The organism is Methylocella silvestris BL2 (assembly GCF_000021745.1).
In the GTDB taxonomy this organism is placed as follows: domain Bacteria; phylum Pseudomonadota; class Alphaproteobacteria; order Rhizobiales; family Beijerinckiaceae; genus Methylocapsa; species Methylocapsa silvestris.
On record NC_011666.1, the window covers coordinates 1,156,790 to 1,173,266 of the forward strand.

At 63.2% G+C, this 16,477-nt stretch carries 14 protein-coding genes; 9 read left to right on the forward strand and 5 right to left on the reverse strand.

Features of this window, described 5'->3' with window-relative positions; genetic code table 11:
- Positions 1-131: 131 nt before the first annotated feature.
- The 4 genes from MSIL_RS05520 to MSIL_RS05535 all read right to left on the reverse strand — a co-directional run bounded on the left by MSIL_RS05520 (position 132) and on the right by MSIL_RS05535 (position 7,119).
- On the reverse strand, positions 132-3,569 hold the full coding sequence (locus MSIL_RS05520; RefSeq protein ID WP_012590110.1) for an error-prone DNA polymerase: 3,438 nt from the start codon (positions 3,567-3,569) through the stop codon (positions 132-134).
- Positions 3,566-5,194, reverse strand: a complete 1,629-nt coding sequence (locus tag MSIL_RS05525) for a Y-family DNA polymerase (RefSeq protein ID WP_244406267.1) — start codon at positions 5,192-5,194, stop codon at positions 3,566-3,568. Before MSIL_RS05525 ends, MSIL_RS05520 begins: the two co-directional genes overlap by 4 nt.
- Positions 5,124-6,077 carry an ImuA family protein gene (locus tag MSIL_RS21870; protein ID WP_012590112.1) on the reverse strand — a complete coding sequence of 318 codons (954 nt, stop codon included), beginning with the start codon at positions 6,075-6,077 and terminating at the stop codon, positions 5,124-5,126. Before MSIL_RS21870 ends, MSIL_RS05525 begins: the two co-directional genes overlap by 71 nt.
- Before the next feature lie 181 nt (positions 6,078-6,258).
- Positions 6,259-7,119, reverse strand: a complete 861-nt coding sequence (locus MSIL_RS05535; RefSeq protein ID WP_012590113.1) for a pyroglutamyl-peptidase I — start codon at positions 7,117-7,119, stop codon at positions 6,259-6,261.
- Between the two features lie 296 nt (positions 7,120-7,415).
- Here MSIL_RS05535 and MSIL_RS05540 point away from each other — a divergent pair, with 296 nt between their 5' ends.
- On the forward strand, positions 7,416-8,726 hold the full coding sequence (locus tag MSIL_RS05540) for an alpha/beta hydrolase (protein ID WP_244406220.1): 1,311 nt from the start codon (positions 7,416-7,418) through the stop codon (positions 8,724-8,726).
- 455 nt (positions 8,727-9,181) lie between these two features.
- Positions 9,182-9,484 (forward strand): hypothetical protein, encoded by a 303-nt coding sequence (locus MSIL_RS05545; protein WP_012590115.1) that lies wholly within the window; start codon positions 9,182-9,184, stop codon positions 9,482-9,484.
- 281 nt (positions 9,485-9,765) lie between these two features.
- Here the strand turns inward: MSIL_RS05545 and MSIL_RS05550 are convergent, their stop codons facing one another.
- Positions 9,766-10,557 carry a phosphoadenylyl-sulfate reductase gene (locus tag MSIL_RS05550; RefSeq protein ID WP_012590116.1) on the reverse strand — a complete coding sequence of 264 codons (792 nt, stop codon included), beginning with the start codon at positions 10,555-10,557 and terminating at the stop codon, positions 9,766-9,768.
- Between the two features lie 262 nt (positions 10,558-10,819).
- Between MSIL_RS05550 and cysT the strand changes: the two genes are divergently transcribed.
- From cysT to MSIL_RS05585, 7 genes are all read left to right on the forward strand, one after another.
- Complete coding sequence (gene cysT, locus MSIL_RS05555) at positions 10,820-11,665, forward strand: sulfate ABC transporter permease subunit CysT (RefSeq protein WP_012590117.1); 846 nt, start codon at positions 10,820-10,822, stop codon at positions 11,663-11,665.
- A complete protein-coding gene (cysW, locus tag MSIL_RS05560) occupies positions 11,658-12,581 on the forward strand; it encodes a sulfate ABC transporter permease subunit CysW (RefSeq protein ID WP_083772174.1) in 924 nt (307 codons plus the stop codon). The genes cysT and cysW overlap by 8 nt, the downstream gene beginning before the upstream one ends.
- Positions 12,582-12,639: 58 nt before the next feature.
- On the forward strand, positions 12,640-13,731 hold the full coding sequence (locus MSIL_RS05565; RefSeq protein ID WP_012590119.1) for a sulfate/molybdate ABC transporter ATP-binding protein: 1,092 nt from the start codon (positions 12,640-12,642) through the stop codon (positions 13,729-13,731).
- A 116-nt stretch (positions 13,732-13,847) separates the two neighbouring features.
- Positions 13,848-14,501 (forward strand): DedA family protein, encoded by a 654-nt coding sequence (locus MSIL_RS05570; protein WP_012590120.1) that lies wholly within the window; start codon positions 13,848-13,850, stop codon positions 14,499-14,501.
- A gap of 35 nt (positions 14,502-14,536) precedes the next feature.
- Positions 14,537-15,154, forward strand: coding sequence for a DedA family protein (locus tag MSIL_RS05575; RefSeq protein WP_012590121.1), 618 nt, complete (start codon positions 14,537-14,539; stop codon positions 15,152-15,154).
- A 64-nt stretch (positions 15,155-15,218) separates the two neighbouring features.
- On the forward strand, positions 15,219-15,506 hold the full coding sequence (locus MSIL_RS05580; protein WP_012590122.1) for an invasion associated locus B family protein: 288 nt from the start codon (positions 15,219-15,221) through the stop codon (positions 15,504-15,506).
- Positions 15,507-15,568: 62 nt separating this feature from the next.
- The gene (locus tag MSIL_RS05585) at positions 15,569-16,477 is read left to right on the forward strand and encodes an MBL fold metallo-hydrolase (protein WP_012590123.1); all 909 of its coding nucleotides are present in this window, start codon (positions 15,569-15,571) and stop codon (positions 16,475-16,477) included.

Here is a 16,477-nt window from a genome sequence, read left to right on the forward strand (position 1 = left end):
AAAGAATTCTATAAATTTGATCTAGGGCGGTGCTGAAAGCGGCAAGATTTTCCGACCGCCGCCATGCTCCAAATACTTTGAATCGATCATGTTTCGTGGGTTGCACCGATGCGGCCTAAGCTCATCTTGGCTTAATGGAAATTTCGTCCCTTCGGCAGGACGCGGCGCCAATCCTCTTGCGGCGGCGCGGGCGACGGCGTTTCTACAGGCTTGGACCGCGCGGGCGCGACCGGTTCGCGCGGGGCGCGGGAATCGCGAAGATTTGGCCGCCTGACTTCATCCGCCCGGGCCAAGGACGAAACCGCGCCGCCATGATCCGACAAGAGAGCCAGCAGCGGGCTGAGATCCTCCGCGCGCTCCATCACCACATGGATGACGTCGGATTCTTTCTGCAAGCGGCCGGTCACGGCGAGGAAGCGGGCGCCGATGACGATCCGGCGCAGCCGCTCAAAAATTTTCGGCCAGACAATGGCGTTGGCGATTCCCGTTTCATCCTCGATCGTCAGGAAAATGACGCCGCTCGCCGTGCCCGGACGCTGGCGCACGAGAACGAGACCCGCCACGGTGATGCGGGAGCCCGCAGGCTGGTTCTTCAAATCATCCGCGCGCAGGATCCTTTTTTGCGTCAGCCTCTCGCGCAGAAAAGAGACCGGATGCGCCTTCAACGAGAGGGAGAGACGGCGATAATCCTCGACGACATGTTCGCCAAGTAGCATCGGCGGGAGCTTTGCCTCGGCTTCGGTCGCGCGCCAGCTAAGGTCCTTGAGCAAGGGCAGATCATCCTTGTCGCCCGCGCGGTTCAGGCCGCGCACGGCCCAGAGCGCCTCGCGCCGGTCGAGCCCTAGCGAGCGGAAGGCGTCGGCCCCGGCAAGCAACTCCATGACGGCAAGAGACAGGCCCGCGCGCAGCCAGAGATCGCGAATGGAATCATAGCCCCTGTCCCGCATGGCGACGAGCTGGGTTGCATCATGTTCGGCAAAGCCTTTGATCTGACGAAATCCCAGGCTGATCCCGCAAGTCGCGAAAATCTCGCCCTGCATCGAGGCGTGGCGGGGATGCGGCGGCCGACGTTCAGCCGCCGGCGTCAGCGTCGAATCCCAATGAGAAAAATTGACGTCGACCTCTTCGACTCCAACGCCATGTTCGCGCGCGTCGCGCAGGATTTGCGCGGGCGCATAAAATCCCATCGGCTGAGCGTTGAGAAGCGCGCAGGCGAAAGCGTCGGGATAGCGGCATTTCATCCAGGCCGAAGCGTAAACAAGCAGCGCGAAGGAAGCGGCGTGGCTTTCCGGAAAACCATAAGAGCCGAAACCTTCGATCTGCTTGAAGCAGCGCTCGGCGAAGTCGCGTGAATAGTCCCGGGCGACCATCCCTTCGATCATCTTGGCGCGGAAGGCGCCGATTGTGCCGACATGTTTGAACGTCGCCATGGCCCGGCGCAATTGATCGGCCTCGGAGGGCGTGAAGCCGGCGGCGACGATGGCGATCTTCATCGCCTGTTCCTGGAACAGGGGCACGCCAAGGGTCTTGCCCAGCACCTCTTCGAGCTGCTTCGAGGGATAGGAGACAGGCTCCAATCCCTGTCGCCGCCGCAGATAGGGATGCACCATGTCGCCCTGAATCGGGCCTGGCCGCACGATCGCGACCTCAATGACGAGATCGTAGAATTCTCTCGGCCGCAGCCGCGGCAGCATCGACATCTGCGCCCGGCTCTCGATCTGGAAAACGCCGATCGTGTCGGCGCGCGAGATCATCTCATAGACGGCGCCCTGTTCCGGCGGCAGGGTCGCGATGGTCAGCTCTTCGCCATAATGCTCCCTGATGAGGTCAAACCCCTTGCGCAGGCAGGTCAGCATGCCGAGCGCCAGCACGTCGATCTTCAAAATGCCGAGCGCGTCGAGATCGTCCTTGTCCCATTCGATGGTGGTGCGATCCTCCATCGCGGCGTTCATGATCGGAACCACCTCGTCGAGCCGCGAACGCGTGATGACGAAGCCGCCCGTATGCTGCGACAGATGGCGCGGAAAACCGATCAACTCCTCGGCGAGCTTTAACGTCTGCGCCAGCCGCGCCTCGGTCGGATCGAAGCCGGCCTTTTGGGCCTCCCCGGCTTCGACGCTCGACGACGACCCGCCCCAGATCGTCGCGGACAGGGCCGAGACGACGTCGTCCGAGAGGCCAAACGCCTTGCCCACTTCGCGGATCGCCGAGCGGGCGCGATAGGTGATGACGCTCGCCGTCAAAGCGGCGCGGGCGCGGCCGTAACGCGCATAGATATATTGCATGACCTGTTCGCGCCGCTCATGCTCGAAATCGACGTCGATGTCGGGCGGCTCATTGCGGTCAGGCGAGATAAAACGCTCGAACAGGAGATTGTGAAAGGCGGGATTGACCTCGGTCACGCCAAGACAATAGCAAAGCGTCGAATTCGCCGCCGAGCCGCGGCCCTGGCATAGAATCTTCTCTGTGCGGGCGAAGCGCACAATATCGTGTACGGTCAGGAAATAGGGCGCGTAATCAAGCTGTTCGACCAGCTTCAATTCATGCGCGATCGCCGTCTCGACCGAGGGAGGAACGCCGTCCGGAAAGCGGAACTTCGCCCCTTCGCGCGCAAAAAAAGCGAGCGCGGCTTGCGGCGTTTCAAATCCTTCGCGCAATTCCTCGGGATAGTCGCCGCGCAATTCATCAAGGCTGAAGTCCAGCCCGTCGAGAAAGCGCAGCGTCTCTTCCATCGCCTGAGGCGCGCCGGCAAAAAGCCGCGCCATCTCCGCCGCGCTTTTCATATGACGTTCGGCATTGGCTTCAAGGGCGAGCCCCAAGCGATCGAGCGTTTGTCCCGCGCGGATGGCGCTCAGCACATCCTGCAGCGGGCGCCGCTCGGGCGTATGCATGATGACGTCATTGACAGCGATGAGGGGTGTGTTCGTTTTTCTTGAAAGCGCGATGCGGCTTGCAAGATCGCGCCGCATTGAAACGCCATAGGTCATTTTGGCGGCAAGCCACAGGCGCCCGTTCGAGGCCTCGCGCAACTGTTCGATGAGAGGCATTTCCTGGCCAAAAGCCAGCGCATGGGCGTCGTCCAAAAGATCGACAGGATTTTTATAATGATTATTATCATGCAATTCGGCGTGGATTTTCCTGGATCGCCTGGTTTCGTCGCCCTTTTCCCATGTTGTTTCCGGCATGAGGATAAGCTGTTGTCCCTGCGCCGCTTCGATGAGGTCGCTTGAACGCAGAAGGGAGACGCCTTTTTGCGCGCGGGCGTTGGCGCGAGTCAAAAGCCGCGTCAGGCGTCCATAGGCGGCGCGGTCGCGCGGGTAGCTCAGTATGTCTGGCGCGCCGTCGCAGAAAACGAGCCGCGCGCCGATAGCGAGATGAAAGGACGGGCTCTTATTGGCTTTCAAAAAACGATGGGCGCGGACGACGCCGGCAAGCGAATTGCGGTCGGCGATCCCCAGGCCGGCAAGTCCGAGAGCCATCGCCGCGGCGACGAGTTCTTCGGGATGCGAGGCGCCGCGCAGAAAGGAGAAATTCGTCGTCGCCGCCAGTTCGGCGTAGCGCGGGCTCATGCAAAAAACCCGTGCATGAACCAGCGCGGGCGGGTCGTCTCCCTGTCGAAGAGGCCCTCGCGGAACAGCCAGAATCGACGTCCCTCGCAATCCTCGGCGCGGAAATAATCGCGGGTGAGCGCGGTCGTTCCCCGCCACCATTCGGGCGCGATGCGCTCTGGGCCCTCGAAGGCCGCGACCTCATGCAGCACGCGCCGCCAGCGAAATCTCAAAGGCGGTCCGTCGGGCACGGCGGCGACGGCCTCGATCGGCTCCGGACGCTCGAGCAGCCGGATGGGGCGGGCGGGCATAGGGCTTGCTCCCTTCGCCTCTTCATGCGCCTGGCCGCCAGCTGGCGACGCCGCAAAACGCGGCCATTCCGACTTCACATGATGATAGTCATAGCGCGCGGCGGGAACCGCGATCACGGCGAATTCCGGCGCATGCGTCCCATTGAAGGCAAGCCGCGTCACCCGCCGCAAGCCCAATCGCGCGCCGAGCCTGTCGATGAGTTCGGCGAGATCTTCCACATGATCTTGCGCGCGATCTTCAGCGCGATCTTGGCCGCTCCAGCCTGTCTGCTCGGGATCCTTGCGTTCGAGCGCAAGCGCCGCAAGGCGGATCACGTCAAAACCGAAGCCGGCGTCGAAGGCCTCGCCGTCCTGGGCGAGACTCAAGGCCTCAAAACGTTCGTGAAAAAGCCGCGCGATGAGAGCCGGATCGCGCAGCGGCCGCATCGTTCCAACCGTAAAATGCATGACCTCGCCGTCGACGCGAAAGAGGCTCGCCTCGAGCCGCCGCGCGCCCTCGCCATGGCGCGTGAGCAGCGCGCAAAGATCTTGCGCCAACCCGGCGATCGAGGCCTCGACGTCCTCGCGCCGGCAAAGGCCGTCGAGGAATCGCCGCTCAGTCATGAAGGCGGGCGCTTCGAAGCGCGGCGATATTGGCGTTTTAACGCGACCCAGCAAACCGTCGAGACGCGCATAAAGAGCAAGGCCGCAGCGGGCGGCGATCGGCGCGCGCGGCCGCATCGTCACATCGCGGATCCGGCGCAAGCCCGCTTCCGCCAATGCGCTGAGCGTTTCCGGCTCCAGCCGAAGGGCGGCGAGCGGCAACCCTCCGAGGCGGCGCTCCAGTTCCACCGCATCGAGCGCCGGCGGCAAAATGCGCGCCGCAAAATCCGCCGCGCCATAGCGCGCCAGGGCGAAAGCCGCCTCAGGCGTCGAAGCCAGCCCTCCTTGCGCGCAAAAGCCCTGGCGGCGAAGACTTTCTTCGATTTCGGCCAGGAGACTCGCCTCGCCGCCGAAAAGATGCGCCGCGCCGCTGACGTCGAGCATCACCCCGTCCGGCGCGTCGAGAGCCGCCAGGGGGGTGAAACGACGACACCAATCGACGATATGGGCGAGCGTCTGCGCCTCTCCTTCGGGATCCGCCTCGGCGCAGATCAGCGCCGGATGCATGGCGCGCGCATCGGCCAGATTCATGCCGGACCTGAGGCCGAGACGGCGCCCTTCCGCGTCGATCGCGGCGAGTTTTTGCGCGCCATTGATTTTGGCGAGCGTCGCCCGCGGCGGCTCAGGCGCTTTGCCTGAAGTTGATCCCTTCCTTGATTTCTCGGCTGATCCCCCGCGATCCTGCGCGCGCATGCGCCGGATGATCCGGTCGGTCGGAAGCGTCGGCAGAAAAACGGAGAGGAAACGCATCGCGAAAACAACCCTCGTCATGATCCCAGAGAATGGCGATAGGATCGGCGCCATTGGCGGGACCTATCGCGCGCGCCTTGAGGATGCGGATCGACCATGCGGCGAGGCCTGGCTGCGGCAGTTCTTGCCGGGCTGGAAGCGGCAGCCCCGACAATGGAGATCCGCGCGGCGCGCCGCCTGAGCGCGCGGCGGAAATCTCAAAGCGGGTATGAGCGCAGGACGACAGCCGACCGGCTCCGCCCGCCATGCCGGCGGCGAGCAGCAGGGCGCCGGCGCCGCCGGCCTGCGCCGCAAGAGCAAGACGACGCGAGACGGGAAGGCCATAGAGTTTTTCGAGCGTCCAGATTTCGCCGACCACCGCCGCAGCGGCGCGGCATTTCAAGGCTTCCTCCATCGTCCAGAGACTGTCCCTTGCGCTGGCCGTGCGCACCAGAATGAAGCAAGCGGGGTCGAGGCCGTAAAGGGCGAGCCCCGGGCCATAGGGGGCGCCCCCTTCGCGGCCGGCGAAATCCTCGACGATCCATATGATGGCGGAGCGGCCGGGGGCGGCCTCCGCTTTGAAGCGGGCGCAAAGGGCGAGCGCGAAGCCTGAAGCGGCCGGGCCGTCGCCGGCGGAAGCCGGGGCGATCTCGTGCAGGACGCCGCGGCCAAGCCCATGCAGCGCCCGGTCGAGACGGCAATTGTCCCCAAACCGGATTTTTCTTGCGGGAAGCGCGCTATTTTCGATGCAGCCGATTTTTTGGCGCAGAAAATCCAGCCGGTCCGATCGATGGGCAAGCGGCGTCGGCGGCTTCACAGGGCCATGCGGCATGGGCTCCAGCAGCAAAGGCTTGCTCCAGTCAACGGTCAGAATGTTCGCTATTTGTTCTAATAGATTCCCGCTTGAGACAAAAGAGTCAAGGCGGATTCCGGCGAACTCTCGCAAAGGGCAAGCTTCCCGCGAGCTTCACGGTTTACGCTTCGCCAAGTCGCCGGCGCCGGCGCTGTCTCCGCTTCATTCGGCGGGCTCAGCGGCGGGATAATCGTCGCGATTGAAGTTTCGGGATCAGCGCAAGAATGGCGAGGACGGCGGCGCGCACCGCCTCGTCAAGAGTGAGGCGCCCCCCGCCACGGATCAGAGTGTTGCCTGGCCTGTCTGCCTCGTCGACCCGACGCAGCCGACGCGGCGCGGCGAGCGAGGACTGCGGCCGGAGCGAGGCGAGCGGCGGCACATGGATAAAGCCGACCAGCGCGTTCGGATGGCAGCTCAACGATAAAAACAGGGTTTGATTGCAGACATAATCGCCGGCGTCGATCGAAACGGCGGCGTGAAACCCGCCGCGGCGAAGTCTGGCGGCAATCAGGCCGGCGGGCGCGCTCGATTTTAAGCTTTGGGCGGCGCCCCTCGGAGATTGCGGCCTGCCGGCGCGGATCGGGTCCATTTGATCCCTGCCTGTGAGCGGTTGGCTCCCACCGGCCAGCGCTTGCCCCTCCCCGCTTGGGACGCGCCGGCCTTCGTCGCTTGGGACCTGAACGCCGTCGACGCCGGTCTGACTCCCGCCGGCGAGAAGAAGGCGTCTTTGCGCAAAGGCTCCCGCGGCGTCCGGCCGCAAGAGGCTGATGCGGTTAAAGGCTCGCGTCTCGACGCAGAGCTTGCTTCGCCGGCTGGCGAGGCCAAAATGCAGAATTGCGTCGGGCGCCGCCTCCCGCGTCAAAGCCTCGAGGCGCGGCTCTATCTCGGCATAGACGACCGGGAGCACGCTGAGATCAAGCTCGAGGCCGGCCCGCGCCAGACGCGGCCGATGGCGGGCCAGATTGGCGATGATCCGTTCGGTCGGATTGCGCGGGGCGCCGGGAAAGCCGCCAAAGCCCGTGACAAGAATACGCATGAATGTTCGCGGGGTTGGATCCCGAAGCGGCGCGGCGCCCGTGCAGACGGGTTTGCGCGATTTTGGGCGCACGGACAAGGCTGACGGAGCGCGCCGACGCAATACGCCAACGGCCTTCGCCGAGCGCGCGTCGCATTGCCGACACGATCGGGGGCCATTCAGAAGACGCAGCCCTTTAAGCTTCCAGTAAGCGTCGCAGCGTTGAAAGGGGCCGATGCGCTAACGCGTGATGCCGAAAAGTTGCAGACTTCTCGGGCCGACATCATGCTTTTAAAATTTGGCGTCGATCCCGTTTCATGGTTTTGGACCGGTCCAAAACCATCGTGATCGATGCGCGCGACGAATTTCGAGGCGAAGACATGCGGCTTACGCGCGCGGCGCGAACCATTTCCGTCCTTGCCCGGCCGGCGCTGCTGATCGCCGGCCTGCTGGCGCTTGCGGGCTGCGGCGGCGGAATGACGGATCTCGACGGCGCGGGCGCCGGGCCGCGCCCGACCTCGGTGTTTGTCGTCTCGACGCGCAAGGGCGAAAGCGGTCCCGCCAGCGAACTCAGCAATGATGGAAACGAGCGCTATTCGCTGCAGATGATCGGCGCGCCGCTCAATCACCAGATCGGACAATTGGAGCGCCCTTCCATCGGCAGTCCCGATCCCGCGCGTCATTTTGCGCTTCAGACGCGCCGCGCGCTCGACGAGGATGGTTTTACGGCCGCGCTCGCCACGCATCTGTCGGGGCGCATCGGCTCCAACCGCGACGTTCTCCTTTATGTGCACGGCTTCAACACGAGCTATGACGAGTCGCGGTTCCGGCTCGCGCAGATCGTCGCGGACGGCCGCTTTGGCGGCGTCGCCGTCCTGTTCACCTGGCCGTCGACGAATAATCTGCTCGACTATGGCGCGGCGAAAGAGAATGCGACGATCTCGCGGGACGCGCTGGCGAAGCTGATCCGGCAGCTGACGGATGCGCCCGACGTCGGGCGCGTGCACATCCTCGCCCATTCGATGGGGGCCTGGCTGACCATGGAGGCGCTGCGCCAGGATTTTATCGCGGGCGGCGCGCGGCTGAACGACAAGCTGGGCGATATCATGCTGGCCGCTCCCGACATCGATCTGAATGTTTTCCGCCAGCAGATCAGCCGCCTCGACGCGTCGCACATCTTCGTGCTCGTTGCAGCCAATGATCGCGCCTTGTCGCTCTCGCGCACGCTGACCAGTGATCGGCCGCGCCTCGGCGCGCTCGATCCGAAGAACCCGGCCGACCGATCGGCGCTCGAGACGCTCGGCGTCAGGGTTTATGATCTGAGCCGGGAGGCTGATATATTCATCGGCCACGGCGCCTATGCGGACGCGCCCGACGCGCTGCGCACCATCGGCGCGCAGATCGCCGCGCCGCGGCCGCAAGACTCCAATGTTCAGGCGGTTCTCGGCGAAAACCCCATCGACGACCGCATTCACGCCACGCCCTTGCCGCCGCCGGCCGCTGCAGCGCCTGGCGCGCCCGCCGCCGCTCCGGCCCGCCCCGAGGCGCCGATCAGTGCGGTGGTCCCGCTTGCGACGGCGACGCCGGGTTCCGCGACGCCGGCGTCTTCCGCCGCGCCGACGCCCTGAAGATTGTCAAAAAATTTTATTTCTCGTGGAACTTTGCGCGGCGGCGCGCGTTCGCCTAGGCGTTATTGCAACCAAGGCTAAGCTTGATGCGATCTGCGCATCCCTACAACGAGACGGAACTTTGCCGGATTTCACGGAACGGTCGTAATTACTTTAAAGTAAAGTCGTTCAGTCTCGACCAACTCGAAGCTTATAATTGTTCCACGTTCAATTTAAACTGAGCCTTAATCAGCTTTTGTTGAAGTGTGGATCGACTGATCAAAAATCCGTATAGTTGTGCTGCAAAGCAACATAAATTATTCACATTGACGCCCTAATATGAATAGTATTAACTTACGTCATGTAGACGTCCCGGCGGCGCCGCCTAAGCCGCCATAACGTCTCCACCAAGCCTCCATCCATGCTGTTTCCCCTGCTAGCATGGGCCAGAAGGCGAGTAGCGAAGCGAGGGTGTCATGTGCTTAATCGCTGAAGTCGTGCATTCCTGCTCCCACGAGAAGGTCGCTCATGCGGCTGTCGCCTCGATCGGTACGGATTTCGCCGGCAAGGTGAAGGCGACCGCGAGCGTCTATGGCATGTCCATGGGCGCGTTTGCCGCGCGCACAGTCGTCCAGTTCGGCCGCACCTGCGGGGGCGAGGAAAAACAAAACCTGCGGCGTCTGATGAAAGGGACGGATCAGCCGATCCTGATCGCTCTTGAACATATTTTGAAGCCCGTCGTCGAACACGCCGCGACGCCGCAGAGCGCGGACGCGTAAGAGCGTCCCGTTCGCAGGCAGATTGAGCGCCGCCGCCAACTGTCGAGGGCCAAAAACTTCGATCTTGAAATGACAGGGAGCGCTTCAAGCGCTCCTTTTTCGTGAAAGAAGCAGAAGCTTCATGCAGACGACATGAAGCCGCCCACGCTTCTTTTCGTCGAAGAACGGAGAGCTGCACCGCGCCCTGCGCTCTTTTATTTCACCTTTTCTTGATTAGACGTCCGGGATCCGCCTTGCCGTTCCGCTCTGCTGCGATGCGGCAGGTCTCTTCAAGCCGTCGTCTATTGCGCCCGGTTAAGCGGCGACTGAAATGAGGCGGCCTCCGCGCCAAACTCCGCCACCCGCGGCAAAGACTGCGTGTGAAGCCCGCATTCGACCTTGGCGCGGCCGCGCCAGCGTCCGGCGCGGGGATCCTCGCCGGGCCTTACCTTCGAGGTGCAGGGAATGCAGCCAATCGAGGGGTAACCCTTGGCGACAAGCTCATGACGCGGCAAATCATGGGCGCGCAGATAATTCAGGATCTGCGTCGGCGACCAGTTCGCGAGCGGATTGATCTTGGTGCGATTGTCTTCCGTCTCGAAAAGCGGCAGCGCCGCGCGCGTTGATGCCTGGAAGCGCTTGCGGCCGCTGATCCAGGCGTCGAACCCGTCGAGCGCCCGCGCCAGCGGAATGACCTTGCGGATTTCGCAGCAGCGATCGGGATGGCTCGACCACAGAAAAGTCTCGGGATCCTCGCTCTCGAGCGTCGCCTCGTCCGGGACCAGAGTGACGACGTGGGTGAGGCCCAGGCGCTCGATCAATTTGTCTCGATAGGCCAATGTTTCCGGAAACAGGACGCCGGTGTCGAGAAAAAGGACCGGAAGCGACCGATCGATCTCAGCGATCATATGCAGCAGCACCGCTGAATCCGCGCCGAAACTGGAAACAAGCGCGAGCTTGCCCGGAAACAGATCCTCGATTGCAATGCGCAACAGACGCTGCGGGTTGAGCGCCCAAAATCGATCGGCGATGCCGGCGATCGCCGCCTCATCGCCAAGTCGTGAAACCAGCGCCTCGCTTAACTCCGTCGCCATCAATGCCCTCCAATCCCTTCAATCCGACGCCCGAGGCTTAAAATGACCGCCCGGGACGAGGCCGCGACTCAAGCTATCACAGCTCCAGTTTGCAAATATAGGATAAATCCGCAAGAAATGCGATAAATACATTATTATACATTTTAATTTAGTTTAATAGGGGTTGCCGCAGCCGAAAATCTCGGCTAGCGTACAGTCCACAATCTCTGTAGATAAAGTTCAATAGATTGGGCGCGTCACGCCCCGCATCGAAAGGCTAACCGTGTCCCTGAGCGCCCTGTCCCTGAAGCGAAGTTCGATCCTGCCGGGGTTCGGTTTGTCTCTTGGCTACACGCTGGTCTACCTCAGCATTATCGTGCTTCTTCCGCTGGCGGCGCTCGTCTTGAAAGCGAGCGGGCTCGGACTTTCCGGCCTCTGGAGCATCGGCGTTCAGCCGCGCGTCTTCGCCGCCTTGAAAACCAGTTTTACGCTGGCCCTCGCCGCCGCTGCAATCAATGTCGTATTCGGCGTCATCGTCGCCTGGGTGCTGACCCGCTATGAGTTTCCCGGCCGCCGCCTGCTCGACGCGGCGGTGGACCTGCCTTTCGCGCTGCCGACCGCCGTCGCCGGCATCGCGCTCGCGGCGATCTATGCGCCGAATGGCTGGATCGGCGCCCTCATCGCTCCGCTCGGCTGGAAAATCGCCTTTACGCCGCTTGGCATTGTCATTGCGCTGATCTTCATCGGGCTGCCATTCATCGTGCGCACGGTCCAGCCAGTCATCGTCGATCTCGAACAGGACGTCGAGGAAGCCTCGGCCTCACTCGGCGCGACGCGGCTTCAGACGCTGTCGCGGGTCATTCTGCCGGCCTTGACGCCGGCGCTCCTCACCGGCTTCGCCCTCGCCTTCGCCCGCGGCGTCGGCGAATACGGATCGGTGATCTTCATCGCCGGCAATCTGCCTTTCATATCGGAGATTGCGCCGCTGCTGATCGTCGTGAAGCTCGAAGAATTCAACTACGAGGGAGCGACCGCGATCGCAATCTGGATGCTCGCGATCTCCTTTTTCATCCTTTTGGCGATCAATCTGATCCAGGCCTGGAGCCGCAGGAGATTCGGGAATGTCTGAGGCGGCGACGGGCTGGACGGCGGCCGTAGACACCGTCTTGAGCGGTCCCGAAAAAAAAGCGGTGCGGCGCTCGCGCAGCCCCGTCACGGGCGAAAGCGATCTTCTGAAGGCCTTGCTGATCGGCGTGACCGTCGTCTTCCTCGCCCTATTTCTCATCCTGCCGCTCGCCATCGTCTTCACGGAGGCTTTCAGCAATGGCATCGCTGCCTATTGGGGAGCGCTCGTCTCGCCCGACGCCCGCTCGGCGATCGGCCTCACACTGACGGTCGCCGCGATCGCGGTGCCCGCGAATATCATGTTCGGCCTCGCCGCGGCCTGGGCCATCGCCAAATTCCGTTTCCCCGGCAAGAGCTTCCTCATCACGCTGATCGATCTGCCCTTTTCCGTCTCGCCCGTCGTCGCCGGGCTGATGTTCGTACTGCTATTTGGCGCGCATGGCCTGCTCGGCCCCTGGCTCATTGCGCATGATCTTGAAATCATCTTCGCCGTTCCGGGCATTGTGCTGGCGACCATCTTCGTGACCTTCCCCTTCGTCGCGCGCGAACTGATCGCCCTCATGGAGGATCAGGGCACCGGCGATGAGGAGACGGCGCTGTCGCTCGGGGCGAGCGGCTTTTCGACCTTCATGCGGGTGACCTTGCCCAACATCAAATGGGCGCTGCTCTATGGCGTGCTGCTCTGCAACGCCCGCGCGATGGGCGAATTCGGCGCCGTATCGGTGGTCTCCGGCCATATTCGCGGCAAGACCAACACCATGCCGCTGCATGTCGAGATTCTCTACAATGAATACAATATCGCGGCCGCCTTCGCCGTCGCTTCGCTGCTGGCCCTGCTGGCGCTGATCACCCTCGTCCTCAAGACCGTGCTTGAAACGCGCTTCAACGACGCCTTGCCCGGCAAGGCGCGCGGCCACTGATCACGACGCTTCTTCGGGCCGCACGCGGCGACGATCCAAGATTACGAAAGCAGATTCGATGCAGATACGCGCTCAAGACATCGTCAAAAGCTTCCCCGGCGCCCGCCGTTCAGCGCTTGAAGGGGTGAGCCTCAACGTCGGCAGCGGCGAGCTTGTCGCTCTGCTCGGTCCCTCCGGCGGCGGCAAGACGACGCTTTTGCGGATCATCGCCGGCCTCGACCTCCCCGACTCCGGCAAGGTTTTCTTCGGCGACGAAGACGCCTCGGAAAAGAGCGTTCAGGAGCGCCGCGTCGGCTTCGTCTTTCAGAATTATGCGCTGTTCAAACATCTGACCGTCGAGGACAATATCGGCTTCGGACTTGACGTTCGCGACCGCGCGCAGCGGCCGCCCAAAGCCGAGATCCGCCGTCGCGCGCTTGAACTGCTCGATCTCGTCCAGCTGAAGGGCCTCGAAAAACGCCGCCCGTCGCAGCTCTCGGGCGGTCAGCGCCAGCGGGTCGCGCTCGCCCGTGCGCTTGCGGTCGAGCCGCGCGTGCTTTTGCTCGACGAACCCTTCGGCGCGCTCGACGCCAAGGTGCGGCGGGAGCTGCGCAGCTGGCTGCGCGAGTTCCATGCGCGCACCGGCCATACGACCATCTTCGTGACTCATGATCAGGACGAAGCTCTTGAGCTTGCCGATCGCGTCGCCGTTCTGAACGGCGGCCATATCGAGCAGATTGGCACGCCGGACGAAATTTACGATCATCCGGCGACGCCCTTCGTGAATGGATTTATCGGCGAGTCGACCGCCATCAGCGCGCATCTGCGCGAGGGTCAGGTCTTTCTTGGCGATCACCGCCTCGAACTGCCGAAGGCGAACCGTCTCGCAACCTCGAGCGATGGCGAGGGCCAGCTGTTCGTCCGGCCACAGGATATTCTGATCGGCGAGGAAGGCCCCGGCGCGCTTCAGGCCGAGGTTCTGTCGGTGCGGCGCAGCGGCCCCACGCGGCGGGCGGAAATCGCCCTCCCCTATGAGCAATCCAGCATCGAGGTCGATACGCCGGCCTCTGTCACCTTCCAGCCCGGCGAGCGCGTGCCTGTCCGCTTCCTGCGCGGCACCTTCTTTCTCAAGGCAGACGCCGCCGGGGCCGCGGCCCACGCCAGAAGCTGAAGCGGCGAAGCCGTGCCCCCGACGGGCCGCGGCGCGCTTGACAAAAATTTGCTCCCTCACGTCTTGTGATCGAGGTTTAGACGCGTTCCTTTCGACGACGTCGCCGCAGGATCACAATGACCTTCGACCAAATTCCAGAGCTGCTGGCGCGCTACGGCTATGTCGCGGTCTTCTGCGGCGTCGCTATCGAGAGCGCGGGCATCCCTTTTCCGGGCGAGACGCTCCTTGTCACCGGCGCAATCCTGTCGGGCCTTCATGCGGGCGGCGGCGAACTGCATATTGCGGGCGTGATCGCAGCCGCGGCCGCTGGCGCAATCTTTGGCGACAATCTCGGCTTCTGGGCCGGGCGCCGTTTTGGCTTTCCGCTGCTGGCGCGCTACGGGCCGCTCATTCATCTCGATGAAGGCCGGCTCAAGCTCGGGCAATATCTTTTCGAAAAACATGGCGGCAAAATTGTTTTCTTCGGCCGTTTCGTCGCCGTGCTGCGCGCCTTCGCCGCTTTTCTCGCCGGCGCGAACCGCTTCAGCCCGTCGCGCTTCTTTATGTTCAACGCCGCCGGCGCGCTGGCCTGGGCGAGCCTGTTCGGCGTAATCGGCTTCGTGTTCGGGGCCGAGGCCCATCGCATCGCCGGTCCGATCGGCCTTATTGGCCTCGTCGCGGCGGCGGGTGTTTTTACTTTCTGCTGGCGCTTCTATAAAAAGAATGAAGCCCGTTTGATTGCGGAGGCGGAAACAGCGTTGCCCGGCCCCATTCAAACCCGATCCTTTTAAGATCGGCCGCGCGACGCCGTGCATCAGGAGCCTTCGTGTTCATTGAACAAATACAGCCGCTGATCGCCCAACATGGCTATTGGGCCGTTTTTTTTATTGTCATGCTTGAGAGCGCCGGCGTGCCTTTGCCCGGCGAAACGGTGCTGCTGCTGGCGGCGGGATATGCCGGGGCGACCGGAAATCTCGATATCGTCTGGGTCGTCATCGCGGCGGCGGCGGGCGCGATCATCGGCGACAATATCGGCTTTTGGGTCGGCCGCACTTTCGGCGCGAAGCTTTTGGTGCGCTACGGCAAATTTATCCATCTGCCTGAATCGCGCCTAAGACTTGGCCAGCATCTGTTTGAAAAGCACGGCGGCAAGATCGTGTTTTTCGGCCGCTTCGTCGCCTTCTTGCGGGTCCTCGCGGCGCTGCTCGCCGGCGTCAACAAATATAGCTGGGGCAAATTCCTGTTCTTCAACGCGACCGGCGGCGTGCTTTGGGCGATCCTCATGGGCGCCGGCGCCTTCTTCTTCGGCGACGCCATGCACCGGGTCAGCGGCCCGCTTGGCGTTCTGGCGCTTCTCTTCGTCGTCGCGGGCGTGGTCGTCGCCGCGATCCTGATGCGCCGCGAAGAGAAAAAGCTCGCCGACCAGATTACCGACGCCGGGTAGCATCCCGGAACGAAGCGCTGCAGCGGGGCGTTGGCGAAGAAATGTCCGATGAGGAAACTTCGCCATGTTGAGAAAAGCCGCGCTTGTTCTAGCAGCGTTGACCACGCTGTCGGCGCCCTACGCCTTGGCTCAAACGGCCCCCGGCGCGCCCGGAACCTCGCAAGTCATCCCGGAGAAGCAGGGCGAGCCAATAAATTCCGGCCGCAGCGACAGCCTCAGCGACAAGCTTGACGAAAGCGGCGGCGTCATCAAACCTAAGCCCGGAGTTGATCCCGGCATCGTCAAGCCCGCGCCTGTTCCGGAGCCCAATTCGACGCCGGTGATTCCGCCGTCCGGGCCGGAGGCGAAATAAAGCCGAGCCATCGGGCCCGCTTGAGAAGGCGCCGCGAGGCGCCTTTCCATTTAGGGAGATTCATGAGCGAAGCCGAACCTGCCGCGAGCGAAGCGCTTGCGTTCAACCGCGCTTTCGACGCGACGGCCGGGACGCTCGAAATTCTGTCGCCCCTTGTGCGCCGCATCGTCGCCGACAATCCCGGCCCGATGACCTTTACCGGCACCTGCGCCTACATCGTCGGCGCGGGCGAGGTGGCGATAATCGATCCCGGTCCCGCAAGCGAAAGCCATCTGGCCGCGCTCGCCGACGCCCTGCGGGGCGAAAAAATCGCGGCGATCCTCGTCACTCATACACACAAGGATCATTCGCCGGGCGCGCGTCTGCTGCAGGCCGCGACCGGGGCGCCGATCCTTGGCTGCGCGCCCTATGCGGAAACAGCGGGAAGCGGCTCGCATGATCTTCTCTATGCGCCAGATCGCATCCTGCGCGACGGCGATCGTTTTGAAGGCGACGGCTTTTCGCTCGTCTGCGTCGAGACGCCGGGCCACACCTCAAATCATCTGGCCTTCGCTCTACCGCAGGAGCAGGCGCTATTTTCCGGCGACCATGTCATGGCCTGGTCGACCACCGTCGTCATTCCCCCCGACGGCTCAATGCGCGATTACATGAATTCGCTCGATAGGCTGCGCCAGCGCGACGATAGGATCTATTGGCCGGGCCATGGCGGCCCGGTGAGCGAGCCGCAACGCTTCGTCCGCGCGCTCGCGCATCATCGCCGCCAGCGCGAGCAGGCGATCCTGTCCCGGCTGGAAAAGGGCGACGCCACGGTCGAGGCGATTGTCGCCAATGTCTATGAAAATCTGCCGGAAAAACTGCGCTTCGCGGCCGGCCTGTCGACGCTGGCGCATCTTCAGGACCTTTCCGACCGCGGGCTCGTCGCTTTCGAGAGCGCGACCACGACGCTGTCGAGCCGGTTCAGGCTGGCGTGA